The organism is Pseudomonas sp. MG-9 (assembly GCF_018729515.1).
Classification (GTDB): Bacteria; Pseudomonadota; Gammaproteobacteria; order Pseudomonadales; family Pseudomonadaceae; genus Aquipseudomonas; species Aquipseudomonas serboccidentalis.
In genome coordinates, this window is the sequence record NZ_JAHHZH010000004.1 from 557800 (window position 1) to 575081 (window position 17282).

Genomic DNA, 17282 nt, shown 5'->3' on the forward strand with positions numbered 1-17282 from the left:
TTTGCGTCAAGTCTGTAACAGTGGATGTGCTGTTTGCTCTGTAATTAATTGAATTCCTTGTTGGTTGAGCCGTGTTTGTGTGGCGGGTTAGTTTTGTTTCGGGTTTTTGGTGTTAGTTGGTTTTAGAGACTTTATATGGCGCTCTTTCGATATTAAGTGATGTTGGCGTTCGTCCAGGAACGGCGGCGCCTGTTTGTATTGTTACAAATCGGTGGAATGCACGAATGTCTGAGTGCGCGTGTGGAATCATCATTGTCTAGAGTCGATCCCGGCTATTTATATACGATAAATGGAAGTGTTGTTTATGAGTGAATCCAAGTTCTCGATTGCGGATGGCTATGTCGATTTTGTAGGTCTGTTTAATCGGGAGGACCTTGAGCAGGCCTTAATATCGTACAAAGGTACCGAACAATATGATGCAGTGTTTCGATATTACTTTGGTTGTTTCAATGTGCCGGACTCTTCCCGGTTATTGGAGCCGTTAGGGCTGCTCAAGCAAGCGTTGGGGGCCCTGGAAGGAGGTGCTCGGCGTCGTCGCGCGGCAGAGGCGGAAGCGCCCATGAGTCCTGGTGTCGCCGAGGGGCCTGATCTGGCGGATATCTGCAACAGAGTGGAGGATTTCCAGGCGCGCCTGCACAACAGTCTCGAACAGCTGAAAATACCCGCCACCGAGGTGCCGAAAAATCTGCATTTTGTCTGGCTGGGTGGGGGCGTCGGGGAGGTCCAGCGCGATTACATCAACATTTGGAAGCAGGTGATGGTCGCAGAGGGTTATAACCTCAGTCTCTGGTACGACAGCGACGCGCTGCTGGCCTATGAAACCAACCGGATCATTGTCGAAGCCGCCAAGGCCGATGCCATGCTCAATGGCGGGCAAACCAGTGCCGATGCAAATGAATTGGGCGACCGCTATGAAGAGCGCGCCATCGTTCTGAAGCAGCAAATGTACGCGCACATTACGAAGGCCGTAGAAAGCGGCAGCAGCGCGGATGCTGCCAGAATCGATTTACTGGTTCGAGCCTATGGCCAGGACGAGGCGCGCCTGAACGCCTTGAAAAGCAGTAACCGACTCAGCCTCTTGGCATTGGTCGAAGGGGGGCTGGCACTGCGCGATTTGGCTGTCGCTGAGGCACCGCTGCATTTGGCGGATATCTACGAGCGCGAGATCAGTCTGCGAGGCAATTTTGCGGCGGCTTCCGATGTCGTTCGTGTCGAGGCCCTGATTGCCGAGGGTGGCAGTTATGCCGATGTCGATAATCTACCGCCGTTGCTGGAAAAACTGGGCGGGGTGGATATCCTTGCATTCAAGACTGACGCGCGTCTGGGCGTGCTGCAGTTGATGCTCGACCGCAATCCCGAGTGGATGCCCGGCCGTCAGGCATTGCGCAGCAGGTACACCAATTATTTTGAGCAGATCCCGCTGGAGCATCGCGAAGCACTCGAGCGCTTCGCTGAAAGCCAACCTGAATTGAACCGCGTTTTTCGTCCCCCGGTAGAACGTCTGGTTCAACCGGATGGTCTACGAGCCGTCGCCGAACAAAGTAGCCTGAGCAACGCTTTCCTGATGGCCCATCCCGGGTCAGCGATGCTCAAAACCGTGCGCGAGCGTTTCAGGCTCAATTATGAAATTGTCGATGCCACGGCCCGCCTGGCCGATGAGAAAAATGTTGCCCTCACTGATGCCGAGGCCATGATTGGCCTTGCGCAAGAGGCCGCGACGCAGGTTTTCGGTGCGCTACACAACCTGCCGGAGGAACAAGACCTGGCGGTGTCTTTTCTGGTTCAGGCGGCCGCAACCTACTACAGCGACGGCATCCGCCCCCAGAGCGAGGTGACCATCTATCTGACCGGTCCTGCGGCCATGCGCGATGGCATGATGGACTACGAAAGGACGCATTTTACGTCGCGAACCGCCGAAGCATGGCGAGCGGAGGCTGCAATCCCGGCCATTGCCACCGTCAACCGGGCGACTGAGGAGGAGCTCGATCATTCTTGGAAAGAGAATGAAAGTGACACCGGACAATGGCTGAGCAACGAGGTAAGTCGTTGGCAAGCGGGGCAATTCAAAACCCGTTACGCGGGCGATCTGGCACAGTTGCTCAAATACCGCACCATTGATTTCGCAGAAGGCTGGCCGGTGATCGAGGGGCGTCATGTCGTGTCCACCGACCTGTTGCAGCATCTGGCCGATGAGTTGGGTGAACCGTTCATGCGCATGATGAATAACTGCCATGACGGAGCAGTGACTTTCGACAAGGCTGTCCGACTGAGCTTTGATGAGCGTCAGTCGATCCTCGCGCAAAGTGTTAGTACACGGCCTCCTGGATTGTTGAGCGATCCGCAGACGCAACAGTTATCGATCGATGAACTGCTGAGCCGACTCGCCAAGGGCACGGTCATAGCCAATCAGGTGAGCCCCTTGCAGCGCCTGCTGCTGGCAGCCTTGATCGGCGCACCGGCGGTGGATAACCAGAGCTTCGACGCGGCTCGCCCGCAACTGGAGAGTCTCGCCAATAGCCTCGGCAAGCTGGGGACGGCGGGCCGCTACGCGATGATCGAGCACGCACTGTACCAACGCCAGGCTCCGGCGTTTCTGGCCGGGCTTGCCAGCCCTGTCGATCATCCGCCAGCCCACTCCGAAACCGCCTTGGGGTTGAAAAAAAATGCGCTGGAGCAACCACTGACTTTGCGTCAATGGGGCAAGCACGTCGCCAGAATCCAGCAGGTGGCGAAACTTGAATTCCGTGATCAGGTTGCCGAGCGCGTCGGGGTTGTTATGGGCGGCATTGAAGCGGCCAACACCAAGCTTGTACCGCAAGATTTAATGCTTCAAGGCACAGGGGATGCGTTGGGTGGACGTTGTTATCCACTGGCCTTGGTGATGGCGGCGGCATTGTCGGAGGGAAAGGCTGCGGCCAATACCCTACGCGAGCGATTCTATTTGGGGGTTCTGGAGCCTGAGACAAGCGATTCAGCAATTTTTCTACACAGTCTGGAAGCATTGCGTGGCGTGCAAATCAGCGAGGTGGGCAGCGCGCTGGCGCGCTCGGATCTGAATCAGGTCGTCGACATACTGAGCACCAGAACAATCACCAGCACGCTGATGCTCAACTCCGATAATCACGCCATGCTCGTGGCCAAAACCATTGAGGGCGAACACAGCACCTATCACTTTTACGATCCGAATTTCGGTGTTTTGGAGTTCGATCAACCGGCCGCGTTCAGACGGGCACTGGAGCAGTTCTTCCTTGAACAGAAGATGGCCGGACCCTATGCAGCCTATGGCGATACGGCGCATCCGACCTTCGATCTGATCGAACTGGATGGCGCGCGGGTGTCGAAGGTGGCATTGCCTGGCGCAATTCGGGTCTCGCAACTTCTGCAACCCGGCACATTGCCGGGAGAGTCGCGACGCCCGGTGAGGCAGCGTCTGGCCAGTGCCCGCGGACAATCATTGATGAGTAACTCTCGTCTGGGCAGTTGTCTGCTGGAACTGGACGGTCATTGGTGGGGGCAACAAATCGAGCAAGTGACATCCCGCCTCCGGCAGCAAAATCAGCTGGCACCGAAGCTTGTGCCGTTGTTCGAAACCCTGGAGGTCATGCCGGACGGGGCCTACCGGATGAGCCTGATCAACCCTGAAAACCCTGAGCACCTGGTACGCATCACCTCCGACGACCATCGGCTCTTGCGCATTAAAAACTACCTCTCGGAACGTTTTGCAGCCTTGGCCAACAAACCATCCGTCCCGGGGGACCCCGTCGATCCCACTGATGTGGGTAGCGTTCACACCCTGAACGCCGGCTTCGCCATTCAAGCGCTGATGAATGCGCTGAGGAGACAGGAAGGGCCGGACAAACCCCTGACTATGGCTGTCCGGTTGCACGCCTATGTCAATTACGCGCAATTGGTGCATGGCAACGTTGCCGATGTAGCGGGCCTGGTGGGTTTGGTCCGGCAGGCGCTGGCTGAAGAGAAACTGATTGCCCGTACCGTCGCCCCAGTGGTCAAAGCCGCTGTGGGGCCGAGCGTGGGCGAAGCGACCGGCGGACTGTTGCAACTGGCGAATGTCGGGTTCGACATTTATCAATTGGCGACTGCGGACAATGATGTTGAGCGAGCCCAGTTCGGGACGCAATTGGCCTTCGACTCGGCGAGTCTGGTGTTGTCGTTGGGCGCTTACGCTGCCGGCGCCACAGTCGCCGGGGCGTTCCTGGGCGGGGCAGCCGTGATTCTGGGGGGGCTGGCAGTGGGATTGGCGGCAGTGGTCCAGGGCTTCGCCACCATTGCCGAAGAAGCCAAACAGGTCGGGCTGTTTTTCGATGAAATCGAGAAGGCGCATCGTCAAGGCTATCGATTCGACGGCGCTTTAGGGGCGTGGGTACCGCACTCATCGCTGATCGTCCAGGCGCTGGATCTGGCCGCCGGCAAACTGCTGCTCGACAGCCCGAAACTGTACCCGCTGCGCGACCATTTCGGGGTACCGACCTTTGACGACGATTACGAGCGGGCGATCAACATCCGTCGGGAACTGAACCTGCCTAGCCAGATAAAATTCACTCCGCCCACCGGGCAGATCATCGTGCTGCCCTGCACACCGCAAACCTGTTACAGCTACGAGTACAAGGCGCTGCCCTTCGCCACGCTGCGCCATGACCCCGGGTTCGACACGGCCCGGCGCCTGGAGAAAAAGAAAGCGGACGGCGCAAGGCTGTTCCTGTTTTCCTTCTATTCGTTTCCGAGTGAGTACATTCTTTATCGCCTGTTCCCGGTCTATACGCCGACAGTGATCGATGTGCTGCTCGATGCCGTCGAGCGCTCGCTGGTGATACCCGTTCTGCCGCCGGTATGGCACGGAAAAGTCGCCTATCGGGTTCAGGGCGCCGGCAAGCAATGTGCATTGGTGCTCAATCCCGGGGTGAGTCTGACACTTGAGTCACCCAGCATTACTACCTCCCCATGGGTGCTGGAGGCGTCGTGGGCCAACGAGAGCGATGTTGTTCTGGGGGGAGCGGCGGGCCTGCAGATCGGTACCGTCAAGGTGGAGTTCAAGGGCCGGGGACTTCATGAAGTCCTGATCCGGATCGCCAACAATCAGCTGTTCCAGCTTGATCGCGGAAAACGGCAGATGAGCCTCGTCGAGCAGGATGTGCCTTCGGGCATGGATCGGCAGACGTTGCAGGAACATCTCAAGGGACTGGCTCAGGAGCATCGTTTGGTGATGCCGTATACGCCGGTTCATCACTATCTGATTCCGTACGAGGAGCCGAGTGAGCCCCGTTACACCACCGCCTGGTACGACGCGAAGGAGGAACGCCTCCTGTACATCCGCAGCAAGGATGTACTCGCCGCGGATGAAGCGCTGCTAGGAACGGTAGCTGGCGGCTACGGCTATTTCTACGAACCGCAGGGTTTCGTGATTTGGCAAGTCGACGCAGTCACCGGATTGCTCAGTTATCGTTATCGGATACTGCCTAAAGACACGGGAGCCACCATCAAGAGCATTGAGGCGGACGCGCAGGGGGTGATTCATGTCGTACAGGAAATTGCTCGCGAAGGTCAGATCAGCGATGTGTTGGTGTACGTGATCCATGACGGGCAACTGCTGCTGAGTTCGGTCACCCGCGACATGGATCCGGGGCTGGAATCAGTCTTCAGTGCCAGCGACACACTGGCTGACTGGTCGCAGGTGCTTGGCAGCTATTACGTTCTTAGGCCTGTTGTTGACGATGATGACGTTTCCAACGTCGACTGGCAGCCGGCGCCCTTTGTTTCGGTCTGCTGGAAGTTCGAAGCGAATGCACGGGACATGGCCTGGGTTCGCGACAGTGACCATCTGATCATCCGCCCCTCTCCGCGGCGTCACCGCGGGCGCGGCTGGGCCGATTCGATCAAGAACATGACCGACCTGACATTGCTTACACCCGCGGACGGCAGTGATGTGTTTGTCATCTACGACAGGCTCAGGCAGCAGCTGTGCCGTAAGCAACGCACCCTGGTGGAGGGCAAAGGACAGTGGTCCGAAACATGGCGACAGCCGGCGAACCTGCAGAATGTCGAGGCAGTCCAAGGCGGGTACCTGGCGCTGACGTCGGAGGGCCTGTTCTTCAATCTGTCTCCCCAGGGGTACCTGACACTGGGAGGTCTTGGCGAGTCGTGGTTAAAGAATCGGATGTACTGGTGGTCCGCATTGGAACCGCTTGCCCGGCAGTACGCGGCTGAGAGCTTTGCCCTGGTCGGCCTGAGCAACTTCGCCGATAACGCGAAGTTGTGCGCCTGGTACGTCGGCAATCGATTGTTGCTGGCTGATTTGGGCCATGGCAAAGAAGTGCGCCTGCTCAGCGTTACCCCTGATAGCGAAGCCGCCTGGTTATTCGATGTGTCGAGCGGCGAAGTCTATCGTCAGGCGTTCATCGATCCGCAGCGCCTGGAACCTGCATTTGGCGAAGGCTCGCGATTGCTGCTAGCTGATGCGCTACCCGCCGCCGAGCGTGAATGGGCGCCTTGGCAGTTCGCCGAGGTGACGGTTGAGGGAGCCGGACTGCGCGGTACGACACTTGAAGGCGTGGTACTCAAGCTGCGTTATCAAGAACCGGCATTGCTCACCGGCATCACCCATGAGTGGGTCCTGTCTCAGGAGGGGCGAGCGCACGATAACCTCAAACAATTGGTGGACAGCCAACCTCATGAGGCAGTGCTGTCGGTAGAGGATGTTGGCAGTCTGATATGGTTCGTAGTCGATACCGAACGTGTGATTCGGGTGGCAAAAACCGCGCTTCCAGAGTCCTTTGAGCTATTGGGAACGCAACGGCAAACCAACGTATTGCTTCATGAAAACAAGAATGGACTGCTGCTGACTTATCCGGGCAGGGGGCATGCCGGGCCACTCAGTTATGTCTGGCGTAATGCCGAGGTACTGGTCATTGAAGGCCAGAAGCAGGTTGGCGATGTTCTGCCACTGATGCCCGACGACGTCACGACCCTGATTCTGCGCATGGGGCAAGGTGCGGTCAGTTACCTATTGTCGAAGGCTGCCTGGCTGAGGCTTGAGTCGGTGATCCTCGACTGTCGGCATGCGCTGGGCAATGCACAAACGATTCCCGGCAAGTTGATCTGGGAGCTGGATAGTCCTGAAAAACTGTTGCTGAGCATCGTTCAGGAACACTTGGTGATCATTGACCCGGACAGCGGGCACAGCGTGATTTTTCGTGAAGTGTATGCAGCGGATGTCACCTTGCGCGGCGACGCTTTGCTCGGGTTCGAAGGGCATCGACCTTATGCCGTTTCGACCCTGGTGCAGAGGCTGGTCGCTCAACGGAGCGCGCATGACAGTGCAACGCTGGGTGAACTTCTAACGGTATCGACTGCTGAGCTGGAAGGCAGTCTGGTGGGATAGCCTTGAGCTCGTACCGATAAAAAAGGCCGCGAAAGATTCTGTTCGCGGCCTTTTACTTTCGTCAGTGAATTCAGGGAACCAGATAGCCCTTCACGCCGGTAAAGATGATCTGCGCCGCCAGCGCACAGACAAACAACCCCATCAGCCGGCTGACGATCTGCAAACCCTGATCGCCCAGAATCCGCTCGATCCGGTTCGACAGATACAGCACCACGCCGACAGTGAAACTGGCCAGGGCGATGCTCATGATGGCGGTGAGCTTGTCATCCCAGTGTGGCTGGCTGACGCCCATCACCAGCAGGGCACCAATGGTGCCGGGACCGACCGTGAGTGGAATGGTCAGCGGCACGATGGTCACGTCCTGTTGCACGTTATCCGCCTGTACGGCCGGCTTGCCCTGGGCCATGCCCAGCGCCGAGATGAACAGCACACTGCCGGCGCCGATCCGGAAGGCGTCCACGGTGATCCCGAACACATCGAAAATCACTCGCCCGAACAGGTACAGCAGAACGCTGGAAACCAGGGTGGCCACCGCCACCTTCCAGGCCAGGCGCCGCTGTTCCTTGCGCGAGTAACCACGGGTCAGGCTGATGAAGCAGGACAACACGAAGAACGGGCTGTAGAGCACCAGCATCTTCAGGTAAACGCTGAATAACACGTGGAGCATGGGAGCGGCTCGCATACGGAGAGTGATGGCAGCGAGTCTATCAGTCGGTTAGTTGTTTGTGGGGGTGAAAGAGGAGGTCCTGGAAGGAATGTTTTTGGATTGCTTGTTGTTAGTTATCGAGTTTTAGTGGTGGTCTGTTTATCTGGATATCATGTTACAGGTTAAGGTTTGTGGTTGTTTGTTAGTTTGGTTATTGTTGATTTGCAAGTTCAAGAGGAGCTTGTTTATATTTAATAAGGATGTCTGTTGTGCATAATAAAATTATTCGTGAAAGTTATATTTCTGCCTGTATCAAGGCGATTGAAGAGTGCGATGTCGGCGAGCAGTTGACTATTCGTCCTCGTGCCTTGATGGCAGCGGCTGACGAAGTCGAGGCGCCATCCAAAGGTTCCATTGTCGGTGAAGGTGCCCTGGGTTTTTCCGGAAAACTCAGTGCCCAGAATCGTTCTGATGCTGAAAACGCTTTTCTCTTCGCCACCCGTGCGGCGAACAAACTGTACCCTGAAGAACATCAGGGCAAAGAATGGTATCTGCGCTTTCGCGAAGTCATGACCCTCGCGGGCTGGACGCCAGTCAGCAAGTACTACAGTGACCTGCAGGTCGGCGGCACCAGCGTTCGCATGGACAAACTGGTGCTGGAAATTCTCGGTTCGCTGGTGGCCGGTGTGGCCTTGCCGGGTCCGACCAGCGCATTGATGCTCAAGGTCGCGAGTGATGCGATTGGAGCCCTGCAGAAGCGTGATACCGCAGCGCTGACGGCTTATGAGCGCAACCTGTTGGAACAGGGTGTCGGCGGCATTTCGGCGGGCGCGTGTGTCGAAGTCGAAGGTGAAGCCATCATGGCGGTGGGAGCCGTGCGTTTTCAGCGCGGGAGCACATCGACCCAAGTGTTGTTTGTGGACGTCGATGTGCGCAATGTAAACCTGTATCGAGGCGAAACGGTATTTGCCAAAAATACATGGGTTGCCGATGCCGTTCGTGAATCGATCAAAAGCAAACTGATTCCGCATAAAGACCTGATCGTAGACATTGAAATCTGATTGATCCAAATAAGGTAGCCATTGATTGGCTGCCTTATTATTGTCGAGGGCGTTGAAGTGAGTGGCGAATATTCTGTATTGATCATCGGAGCCGCTGTCGTGCTACTGCCGAAAGCGCATGAACCCGCGCGCTATAAGGATTTGATCGAGTCGATGTTGCTCGCGCAGTTGGCGGCCAACAAAAAACTCGAAAAAACTGCGGATATCGACTGGTATAACGTCTACATGGAGTTGCTCGATAACTATTGGCTACGGCATTCGAGAGCACGAAGGGATTGGACTGTCGGAAAAGAAATCAGCGGTTCTGTCGGCGATTGGGTTGTCGCAGCGATGTGCAGCGAAGCGGTGGATAACAGCGGCGCGGTGTCTCTGGCGCTGCAACAACTGACTGGGCTGTCCGGTACCGAGCCGGCGATGGATTTGTTACGCAGGCATATGCAGAAAATCTCCCCGGCGCAATCCGCTGATGGGCCTGCTTGCGCCAAGGCTGTGCGCTTGCTGGTAGCTGTCGCGAACACGCCGACGTCGGTGACAAGTGTCTACCTCGAGCTTCAGACCGGCCAGGTTCTCGGTAGCAACCCTTTGGCTGAGCAATTTCAGTCTGGGGAGGTGCACGGCAGCGTGTGCATGCGTTATGCCGCGGCCTGCTTGTCCGAAACCCTCTACGCGTCGGTACGCGAAGCCATTGCCTTGAAAATCAAGGACAGGCTGGAGGACAACGTTGCGTTGTTGACGTTGGCCGATGAAGTGATTGTCGCAGCCGATTGAGTCTCGGCCGGGCAGGCGCGGTGCGCCCGCTCAAAAGGTCGAGGCGGTGCGGTTCTGCTGATCGCGCTGCGCAACCCAATGTTCAATCAGTTCGCGCAACTGCGACAACTCCACCGGTTTGGCCATGTGTCCGTCCATTCCGGCCTGCCGTGCGCGCTCTTTGTGTTCGGCGAGGATGTGCGCGGTCAGCGCGACGATGGGTGTGCGGATACGCTGGTTGCTGACTTCCCACGCGCGCAGTTGCTGGGTTGCCGAGAAGCCGTCGAGGATCGGCATTTCGCAGTCCATCAGCACCAGGTCGTAACGCTGGGCTTTCATCGCCTGCAGGGCTTCTTCGCCGTTGCTGGCGGTGTCCGGTTGCAGGTTGAGCTTGCCGAGCATGCCGCGAATCACTTTGGTCGAAATCGTGTTGTCTTCGGCGACGAGGATGCGGAAGTCGCTCGGCACCTTGGCTGCTGTGGCAGGCGTGACCACTTGCGGCTGGAACACCACCTGGCCCTTGTTGCGCTGGTTCAATTCGTCGGCCAGCGTGGTCTTGAGCGTATAGCCAGCCACCGGTTTGGCGAGGATGCGCTTGATCCCGGAATTGCGCGCGATGATCTTGCTCGGCGCGTTGCTGATGCCGGTGAGCATGATCAGCAGGATGTCGTGGTTCAGGCTTGGGTCTTCCTTGATCTTGGCCGCCAGCTGCATGCCGGTCATGCCGGGCATGTTCTGGTCCAGCAGCACCACATCGAAGTAGTCACGAAGGTGCGCCTTGGTGCGCAGCAGCGCCAGCGCTTCCTTGCCCGACGGCACGGCGCTGACGTTCAGGCCCCAGGCGCTGCATTGCTGCACCAGCACCTTGCGGCAAGTGTCGTTGTCGTCCACCACCAGTACTCGTGCACCTTGCAGCGGGCCGTCGAGGTCGGAGGTCGGGTGTTCGAGACGGTCGGGGTCCAGCGGCAGGGTCAGCCACAAGGTGCTGCCCTGATTGGCACCGCTTTTGATCCCGAACTCGCCGTGCATCAGGCGGATCAGTTGCCGGGCGATCACCAGCCCGAGATTGCCGCCCAGACGGTTGGCGGAGAGGAAGTGCTTGCTGTGCAGTTCGGCGTGCAGCAGCGCGTCGCGCTCTTCCGCATCCATCGGCTGTCCGCTGTCCTGCACGGCGATGCGCAGGCGCGGTTTGACACTGCGCTCGTCGAGGGCGACGACAATCAGCACCTCGCCTTCGTCGGTTTTCTTCAGGGCGTTTTCCAGCAGGCTCAGCAATGTCTGGCGCAAACGGGTCGGGTCGCCGCTGATGACGCGCGGCACTTGCGGCTGGATGAAACTGATCAGCTCGACGTTCTGCTGTTCGGCCTTGGCCCGGTAGATGCTCAGGCAATCGTCGATCAGCGCGTTGAGGTCGAACTGCACGTCGTCCAGTTCGATCTGCCCGGATTCGAGTTTGGAGATGTCGAGAATCTCGTTGATCAACGTCAGCAGTTCGTTGCCGGCGCTGTGGATGGTTTGCACGTAATCGCGTTGCTTGACCGACAGTGGCGTGCCCAGCAGCAACTCGGTCATGCCCAGCACGCCGTTCATCGGGGTGCGGATTTCGTGGCTGATCTTGGCGAGGAATTCGGCCTTGGCGTTGATCTCGGCGTTGCTCGCGGCGAGGTCGCGGCTGATGCTGAAACGGCTTTCGGTGATGCTGCGCTGACGTTCACCCAAGGCGATGCTCATCAGCAGGCCGCTGACGCAAATGAAGGCCATCAGCGTCATGATCAGGCCTTGCGGTGCCACCAGGGTCAACCCCAGCAGTGCCGGCAGGATGATCAACGTGCCGACGTTGAACACCACCATCGCGGCAACGAACAGCCGCGCCGGACGGTAACCCTTCTGCCAGTGATAGACGCCGACCAGCAGCATGCTCAGACCGGCCAGGGCCACCAGCGCATAGGTGATGATGTTCAGCGGCAGGGTGTTGACGAACAACAGCAGCAGGCTGCAGATCACGATGAACAGAATGTCGCCCAGCAACAATTTGTTCAGCGGGTGCGCGCCGAGCGGGGCGAAGAAGCGCAGGGCGAACATCAGCCCGGCCGGGGCGGTCAGCAGCAGCGCCAGATAAGCGCCCGGGGTCTGGATCGCGTGCCAGTTCGGCAGCCACGGACCGGCGAGGTTGAGCAACAGCAGCAGGCTCAGGCCCAGCAGGCCTTCGCAGATGGCCAGCCACAGGCTGCTGCGCGAACGTGAGTAGGCGTAGCGCACGATATTGTGCAGCAGCAACATGCCGAGGCAGCCGAACAGCAGGCCGAAGATCAGTGTCTGGTTCTGGTTGGCAGCGCTCATCACTGCCGATTGCAGGGTGATGTGCGGGCGCAGCTGATGATCGGAAACCATCCGCAGGTAGACGTCGAGGGGCTTGTCGCTTTGCGGCAGCGGCAGCAGGAAATCGCTGCTCGGCAGCGGCCGTTCGACCTGTGGCTGGTGGGTGCCGGAGGTTCGTTGCTCGATCAGCTTGTCGCCGTCCAGCACGTAAAGGCTGAGGCTGGACAGGTCGGGGGCGAAGATTCGCAGCACTTGTTCGTGCTTGCCCGGCGCCAGTTTGAAGCGCAGCCACAGTGCGCCATCGGGCTCGGCGGCCGTGAGGCGGTCCAGTTCGATGGGGCTGAATTGATTGGTGTAGCGAGTCGAGCGGATGTCGCTCAGTTGCAGGTTGCCTTGATCGTCAAGCAATACCGACCAGCCACTGCCTTGCGCGGCCTGGGCCGGGAGCATGCAGAGCAAGGTCAACAGCGTGACGGTGAAACTTATGGCAATCCTGAGCCAGCGCACGGCGAAATCCCTTCGTAGGTTGATGCCAGAATATAACGATGCGCGGCGGCGGAACAGCCCGGCGAGGGACTGCATCCCGCGCCGGACGTGAAGGACAACTTATTCCTGGGTTTCGCCACGTTCACGGGCAATGGCGCGGTAGCCAATGTCCTTGCGGTAGAAGCAGCCTTCCCAGTCGATGGCGGCGGCCAGCTTGTAGGCTTGCTGCTGGGCTTCGCTCACGCTGGCGCCCATTGCCGTGGCGCAGAGTACGCGACCACCGGCAGTGACCACCTTGCCATCTTTGAGCGCGGTACCGGCGTGGAAGACTTTGCCTTCCAGGCTGGCGGCTGCGTCCAGACCGTTGATCGCTGCGCCCTTGGCGTAGTCGCCCGGGTAGCCGCCAGCGGCCAATACGATGCCGACGCTCGGACGTGGATCCCACTGCGCTTCAACCTTGTCCAGCGCTTGCGCCAGGGCGGCTTCGACCAGCAGCACCAGGCTCGACTGCAGACGCAGCATCACCGGTTGAGTCTCCGGGTCGCCGAAGCGGCAGTTGAACTCGATGACTTTCGGGTTGCCGGCCTTGTCGATCATCAGACCGGCATACAGGAAGCCAGTGTAGACGTTGCCTTCTTCGGCCATGCCGCGAACGGTCGGCCAGATCACCAGATCCATCACGCGCTGGTGCACGTCGGCGGTGACCACCGGGGCAGGGGAGTAGGCACCCATGCCGCCAGTGTTCGGGCCGCTGTCGCCGTCGCCGACACGTTTGTGGTCCTGACTGGTGGCCATCGGCAGGACGTTCTTGCCGTCGACCATGACGATGAACGAGGCTTCTTCGCCGTCGAGGAACTCTTCAATCACGACGCGCGAACCGGCGTCGCCGAACGCATTGCCGGCGAGCATGTCGCGCACGGCGTCTTCGGCTTCGGCCAGAGTCATGGCAACGATCACGCCTTTACCGGCGGCCAGGCCATCGGCCTTGATCACGATCGGTGCACCTTTTTCACGCAGATAAGCCAGGGCCGGCTCGATCTCGGTGAAGTTCTGGTAGTCGGCGGTCGGGATCTTGTGGCGAGCCAGGAAGTCCTTGGTGAAGGCTTTCGAACCTTCCAGCTGCGCAGCACCAGCGGTCGGACCGAAGCAGTCCAGGCCACGGGAGCGGAACAGATCGACCACGCCAGCCACCAGCGGCACTTCCGGACCGACGATGGTCAGGGAAACGTTTTTCTCGGCGAAGTCGGCCAGTTGCTCAAGGGCCAGCACGTCGATGGCGACGTTCTCGCACTTGGCTTCAATCGCGGTACCGGCGTTGCCCGGCGCGACGAAAACCTTCTGCACACGCGGATCCTGAGCCACTTTCCAGGCCAGGGCGTGTTCACGGCCACCGCTGCCAATGATCAAAACATTCATTTCAAAAACCTCAAATTCTGTGGGGCGCTTCCAAACCTCTGCGGACTGAACCTGTAGGAGCTGCCGAAGGCTGCGATCTTTTGCTCTTTCAACAGCAAGATCAAAAGATCGCAGCTTGCGGCAGCTCCTACACAGAGGGAGCGGTGTATCAGTGACGGAAGTGGCGCATGCCGGTGAACACCATGGCGATGCCGGCTTCGTCAGCAGCAGCAATCACCTCAGCATCACGCATCGAACCGCCCGGCTGGATCACCGCAGTGATACCGACCTTGGCCGCATTGTCCAGACCGTCGCGGAACGGGAAGAACGCGTCCGATGCCATCACCGAACCAGCCACTTGCAGACCAGCGTGTTCCGCCTTGATTGCAGCGATACGTGCCGAGTTGACGCGGCTCATCTGGCCGGCGCCGACACCGATGGTCTGACGGTTCTTGGCGTAGACGATGGCGTTGGACTTAACGTACTTGGCGACTTTCCAGGCGAAGATCAGGTCGTGGATTTCCTGTTCGGTCGGTGCACGCTTGGTCACCACTTTCAGGTCGTCGGCACCGATCATGCCGATGTCGCGGCTCTGTACCAGCAGGCCACCGTTGACGCGCTTGTAGTCCCAGGCCGGAACACGATCCGCCGACCATTCGCCACAGGCCAGCAGGCGCACGTTGGCTTTGGCGGCGACGATGGCGCGAGCTTCTTCGCTGACGCTTGGGGCAATGATCACTTCAACGAACTGACGCTCGACGATCGCCTTGGCGGTCTCGGCATCCAGTTCACGGTTGAAGGCGATGATGCCGCCGAAGGCCGACTCGGTGTCGGTGGCGTAGGCCAGTTCGTAGGCCTGACGGATACCGCCTTCGGCGTCCGGGCTCACGGCCACGCCGCACGGGTTGGCGTGCTTGACGATCACGCAGGCTGGCTTGACGAAGCTCTTCACGCATTCCAGCGCGGCGTCGGTGTCGGCCACGTTGTTGTACGACAGCTCTTTGCCTTGCAGTTGGGTCGCGGTGGCGATGCCGACTTCGGCCGGCTTGGCTTCCACGTAGAACGCCGCGCTCTGGTGCGGGTTCTCGCCGTAGCGCATTTCCTGGGCCTTGATGAACTGGCTGTTGAAGGTGCGCGGGAATTCGCTGCGGCCTTCGGTGCTCAGGGTCTCGGCAGCTTGGTTCACGGTGCCCATGTAGTTGGCGATCATGCCGTCGTAGGCCGCGGTGTGTTCGAAGGCCTTGAGCATCAGGTCGAAACGCTGAGCGTAGGTCAGGCCACCGGCCTTGAGGTTTTCCAGAACGTTGGCGTAATCGCTGGCGTTGACCACGATCGCCACGTCTTTATGGTTTTTCGCCGCCGAACGGACCATGGTCGGGCCGCCGATGTCGATGTTTTCGATGGCGGTCGGCAGGTCGCAGCCTGGCTTGCTGATGGTGGCTTCGAACGGGTAGAGGTTAACGGCAACCAGGTCGATCGGCTTGATGCCGTGTTCGTTCATGATTGCGTCGTCGATACCGCGACGACCGAGGATCCCGCCGTGGATTTTCGGGTGCAGGGTCTTCACCCGACCGTCCATCATTTCCGCGAAGCCGGTGTAGTCCGCGACTTCCACTGCAGCAACACCGTTGTCGCGCAGCAGCTTGAACGTCCCGCCGGTGGAGAGGATCTCGACGCCCAGAGCTTCAAGCTCCTTGGCGAATTCGAGGATCCCGGTCTTGTCGGAAACGCTGATCAAGGCGCGGCGGATCGGCAGGCGGGTAGTCTGGTCGGTCATCTCAATTTCCATCAAAAGCAAGGGAAGTCAGCAAAAAAGGCGACCGGTTTTACGCGGGCGCCTTTCTGGTTTGATTGAATGCTTACAGCAGATCGTACTGCTTGAGTTTCTTGCGCAGTGTGCCGCGGTTGAGTCCCAGCAGCTCACTGGCCTTGGTCTGGTTGCCCTTGACGTAGTTCATCACGCTTTCGAGCAGGGGAGCCTCGACTTCGGAGAGCACCAGGTTGTACACATCCGTGACGGACGCGCCCTCAAGGTGGGCGAAATAATTGTGCAGCGCCTTCTCGACACTCCCGCGAAGGGTCTGACCTTCTTCGCTCGGGGTATTGAGGTGCTGTTTCAAATTCACGTTGTCGCTCACGGGTGCTGTTCCACTCACTAAAGTCTCGGTCATCATCGTCATGCGGCCACCCCTTCTTCGTCCCCTGTCAGGCTCTTGTAACGTTCGGCGAAGAACTCCCGAACGTTGGCGCATTGTGTTTCCGTACCATCCAAACGATTGAAGTGGGCGCGAAACTCCCTGGCGCCCGGCAAGGTTGCGAGATACCAGCCCACATGCTTGCGGGCAATACGTACGCCCATCACGTCCCCATAGAAGGCATGAAGTGCGGCCAGATGCTCCAGCAGGATGCGTTCCACTTCGATCAGCTCCGGCGCCGGCAATTTTTCGCCGGTACGCAGGAAGTGTTCGATCTCACGAAAAATCCATGGCCGCCCCTGGGCAGCCCGGCCTATCAGCAGGCCATCGGCACCGGTCGCGTCGAGCACGTAACGGGCCTTTTCCGGCGAATCTATATCGCCATTGGCAAACACCGGGATCGACACCGCCTGCTTGATCGCGGCAATCGTGTCGTACTCGGCAACACCTGTGTACAGATCGGCGCGCGTGCGGCCATGCACTGCGAGCGCGGTGATCCCGGCCTGCTCGGCGATCTTCGCCACGGTCAGGCCGTTCTTGTTGTCGCGATCCCATCCGGTGCGGATCTTCAGGGTCACCGGCACATCCACTGCAGCGACGACGGCCTGCAGGATCTCGGTAACCAGTGCTTCGTCTTTCAATAACGCGGAGCCGGCGGCCTTGTTACAGACCTTCTTTGCCGGGCAACCCATGTTGATATCAATAATCTGTGCGCCCAGCTCGACGTTGGCCCGGGCTGCATCCGCCAGCATTTGCGCGTCACCACCGGCAATCTGTACCGAGCGTGGCTCGGGATCGCCTTCGTGGATCATGCGCATGCGCGACTTGCGGGTATTCCACAGGCTCATGTCACTGGTGACCATTTCCGAGACTACAAGCCCTGCGCCCAAACGCTTGCAAAGCTGACGAAAGGGCTGATCGGTAACCCCCGCCATCGGGGCGAGAATCAAACCGTTCTGCAATGTATATGGGCCGATGCGTACCGCCGACATAGGACTTCCCTGAAGTGGGGCCGGATCATGAGAGTTCGAAAAAGG

At 59.0% G+C, this 17282-nt stretch carries 9 protein-coding genes; 3 read left to right on the forward strand and 6 right to left on the reverse strand.

The window, feature by feature from the left end:
• Positions 1-304: 304 nt before the first annotated feature.
• Positions 305-7396, forward strand: coding sequence for a TcdA/TcdB pore-forming domain-containing protein (locus KKQ10_RS13385; RefSeq protein ID WP_215501360.1), 7092 nt, complete (start codon positions 305-307; stop codon positions 7394-7396).
• A gap of 70 nt (positions 7397-7466) precedes the next feature.
• Here KKQ10_RS13385 and tspR read toward each other — a convergent pair whose 3' ends face one another.
• The gene (gene tspR / locus KKQ10_RS13390; protein WP_025111770.1) at positions 7467-8063 is read right to left on the reverse strand and encodes a type III secretion system genes modulator TspR; all 597 of its coding nucleotides are present in this window, start codon (positions 8061-8063) and stop codon (positions 7467-7469) included.
• Between the two features lie 248 nt (positions 8064-8311).
• Between tspR and KKQ10_RS13395 the strand changes: the two genes are divergently transcribed.
• Positions 8312-9103 carry a hypothetical protein gene (locus tag KKQ10_RS13395; RefSeq protein WP_215501411.1) on the forward strand — a complete coding sequence of 264 codons (792 nt, stop codon included), beginning with the start codon at positions 8312-8314 and terminating at the stop codon, positions 9101-9103.
• Positions 9104-9160: 57 nt separating this feature from the next.
• Positions 9161-9871: a hypothetical protein gene (locus tag KKQ10_RS13400; protein ID WP_215501361.1), complete on the forward strand. Its 711-nt coding sequence runs from the start codon at positions 9161-9163 to the stop codon at positions 9869-9871.
• A 30-nt stretch (positions 9872-9901) separates the two neighbouring features.
• Here the strand turns inward: KKQ10_RS13400 and KKQ10_RS13405 are convergent, their stop codons facing one another.
• From KKQ10_RS13405 to dusB, 5 genes are all read right to left on the reverse strand, one after another.
• Positions 9902-12676 (reverse strand): hybrid sensor histidine kinase/response regulator, encoded by a 2775-nt coding sequence (locus tag KKQ10_RS13405; protein ID WP_215501362.1) that lies wholly within the window; start codon positions 12674-12676, stop codon positions 9902-9904.
• Positions 12677-12775: 99 nt separating this feature from the next.
• Positions 12776-14071 (reverse strand): phosphoribosylamine--glycine ligase, encoded by a 1296-nt coding sequence (gene purD / locus KKQ10_RS13410; RefSeq protein WP_127649104.1) that lies wholly within the window; start codon positions 14069-14071, stop codon positions 12776-12778.
• A 148-nt stretch (positions 14072-14219) separates the two neighbouring features.
• Positions 14220-15827, reverse strand: a complete 1608-nt coding sequence (purH, locus tag KKQ10_RS13415; protein WP_215501363.1) for a bifunctional phosphoribosylaminoimidazolecarboxamide formyltransferase/IMP cyclohydrolase — start codon at positions 15825-15827, stop codon at positions 14220-14222.
• 82 nt (positions 15828-15909) lie between these two features.
• Entirely contained in the window at positions 15910-16230 is a 321-nt protein-coding gene (gene fis, locus KKQ10_RS13420) for a DNA-binding transcriptional regulator Fis (RefSeq protein WP_003221275.1), read from the reverse strand.
• Positions 16227-17237: a tRNA dihydrouridine synthase DusB gene (gene dusB / locus KKQ10_RS13425; protein WP_025111764.1), complete on the reverse strand. Its 1011-nt coding sequence runs from the start codon at positions 17235-17237 to the stop codon at positions 16227-16229. Before dusB ends, fis begins: the two co-directional genes overlap by 4 nt.
• Positions 17238-17282 lie beyond the last annotated feature (45 nt).

What these genes read in the sequence shown, in the direction of transcription:
- KKQ10_RS13385 (WP_215501360.1), top strand. Translation starts at nt 305, where the DNA reads ATGAGTGAATCCAAGTTCTCGATTGCGGATGGCTATGTCGATTTTGTA.
- dusB (WP_025111764.1), bottom strand. Translation starts at nt 17,237, where the DNA reads ATGTCGGCGGTACGCATCGGCCCATATACATTGCAGAACGGTTTGATT.
- purD (WP_127649104.1), bottom strand. Translation starts at nt 14,071, where the DNA reads ATGAATGTTTTGATCATTGGCAGCGGTGGCCGTGAACACGCCCTGGCC.
- fis (WP_003221275.1), bottom strand. Translation starts at nt 16,230, where the DNA reads ATGACGATGATGACCGAGACTTTAGTGAGTGGAACAGCACCCGTGAGC.
- purH (WP_215501363.1), bottom strand. Translation starts at nt 15,827, where the DNA reads ATGACCGACCAGACTACCCGCCTGCCGATCCGCCGCGCCTTGATCAGC.
- tspR (WP_025111770.1), bottom strand. Translation starts at nt 8,063, where the DNA reads ATGCTCCACGTGTTATTCAGCGTTTACCTGAAGATGCTGGTGCTCTAC.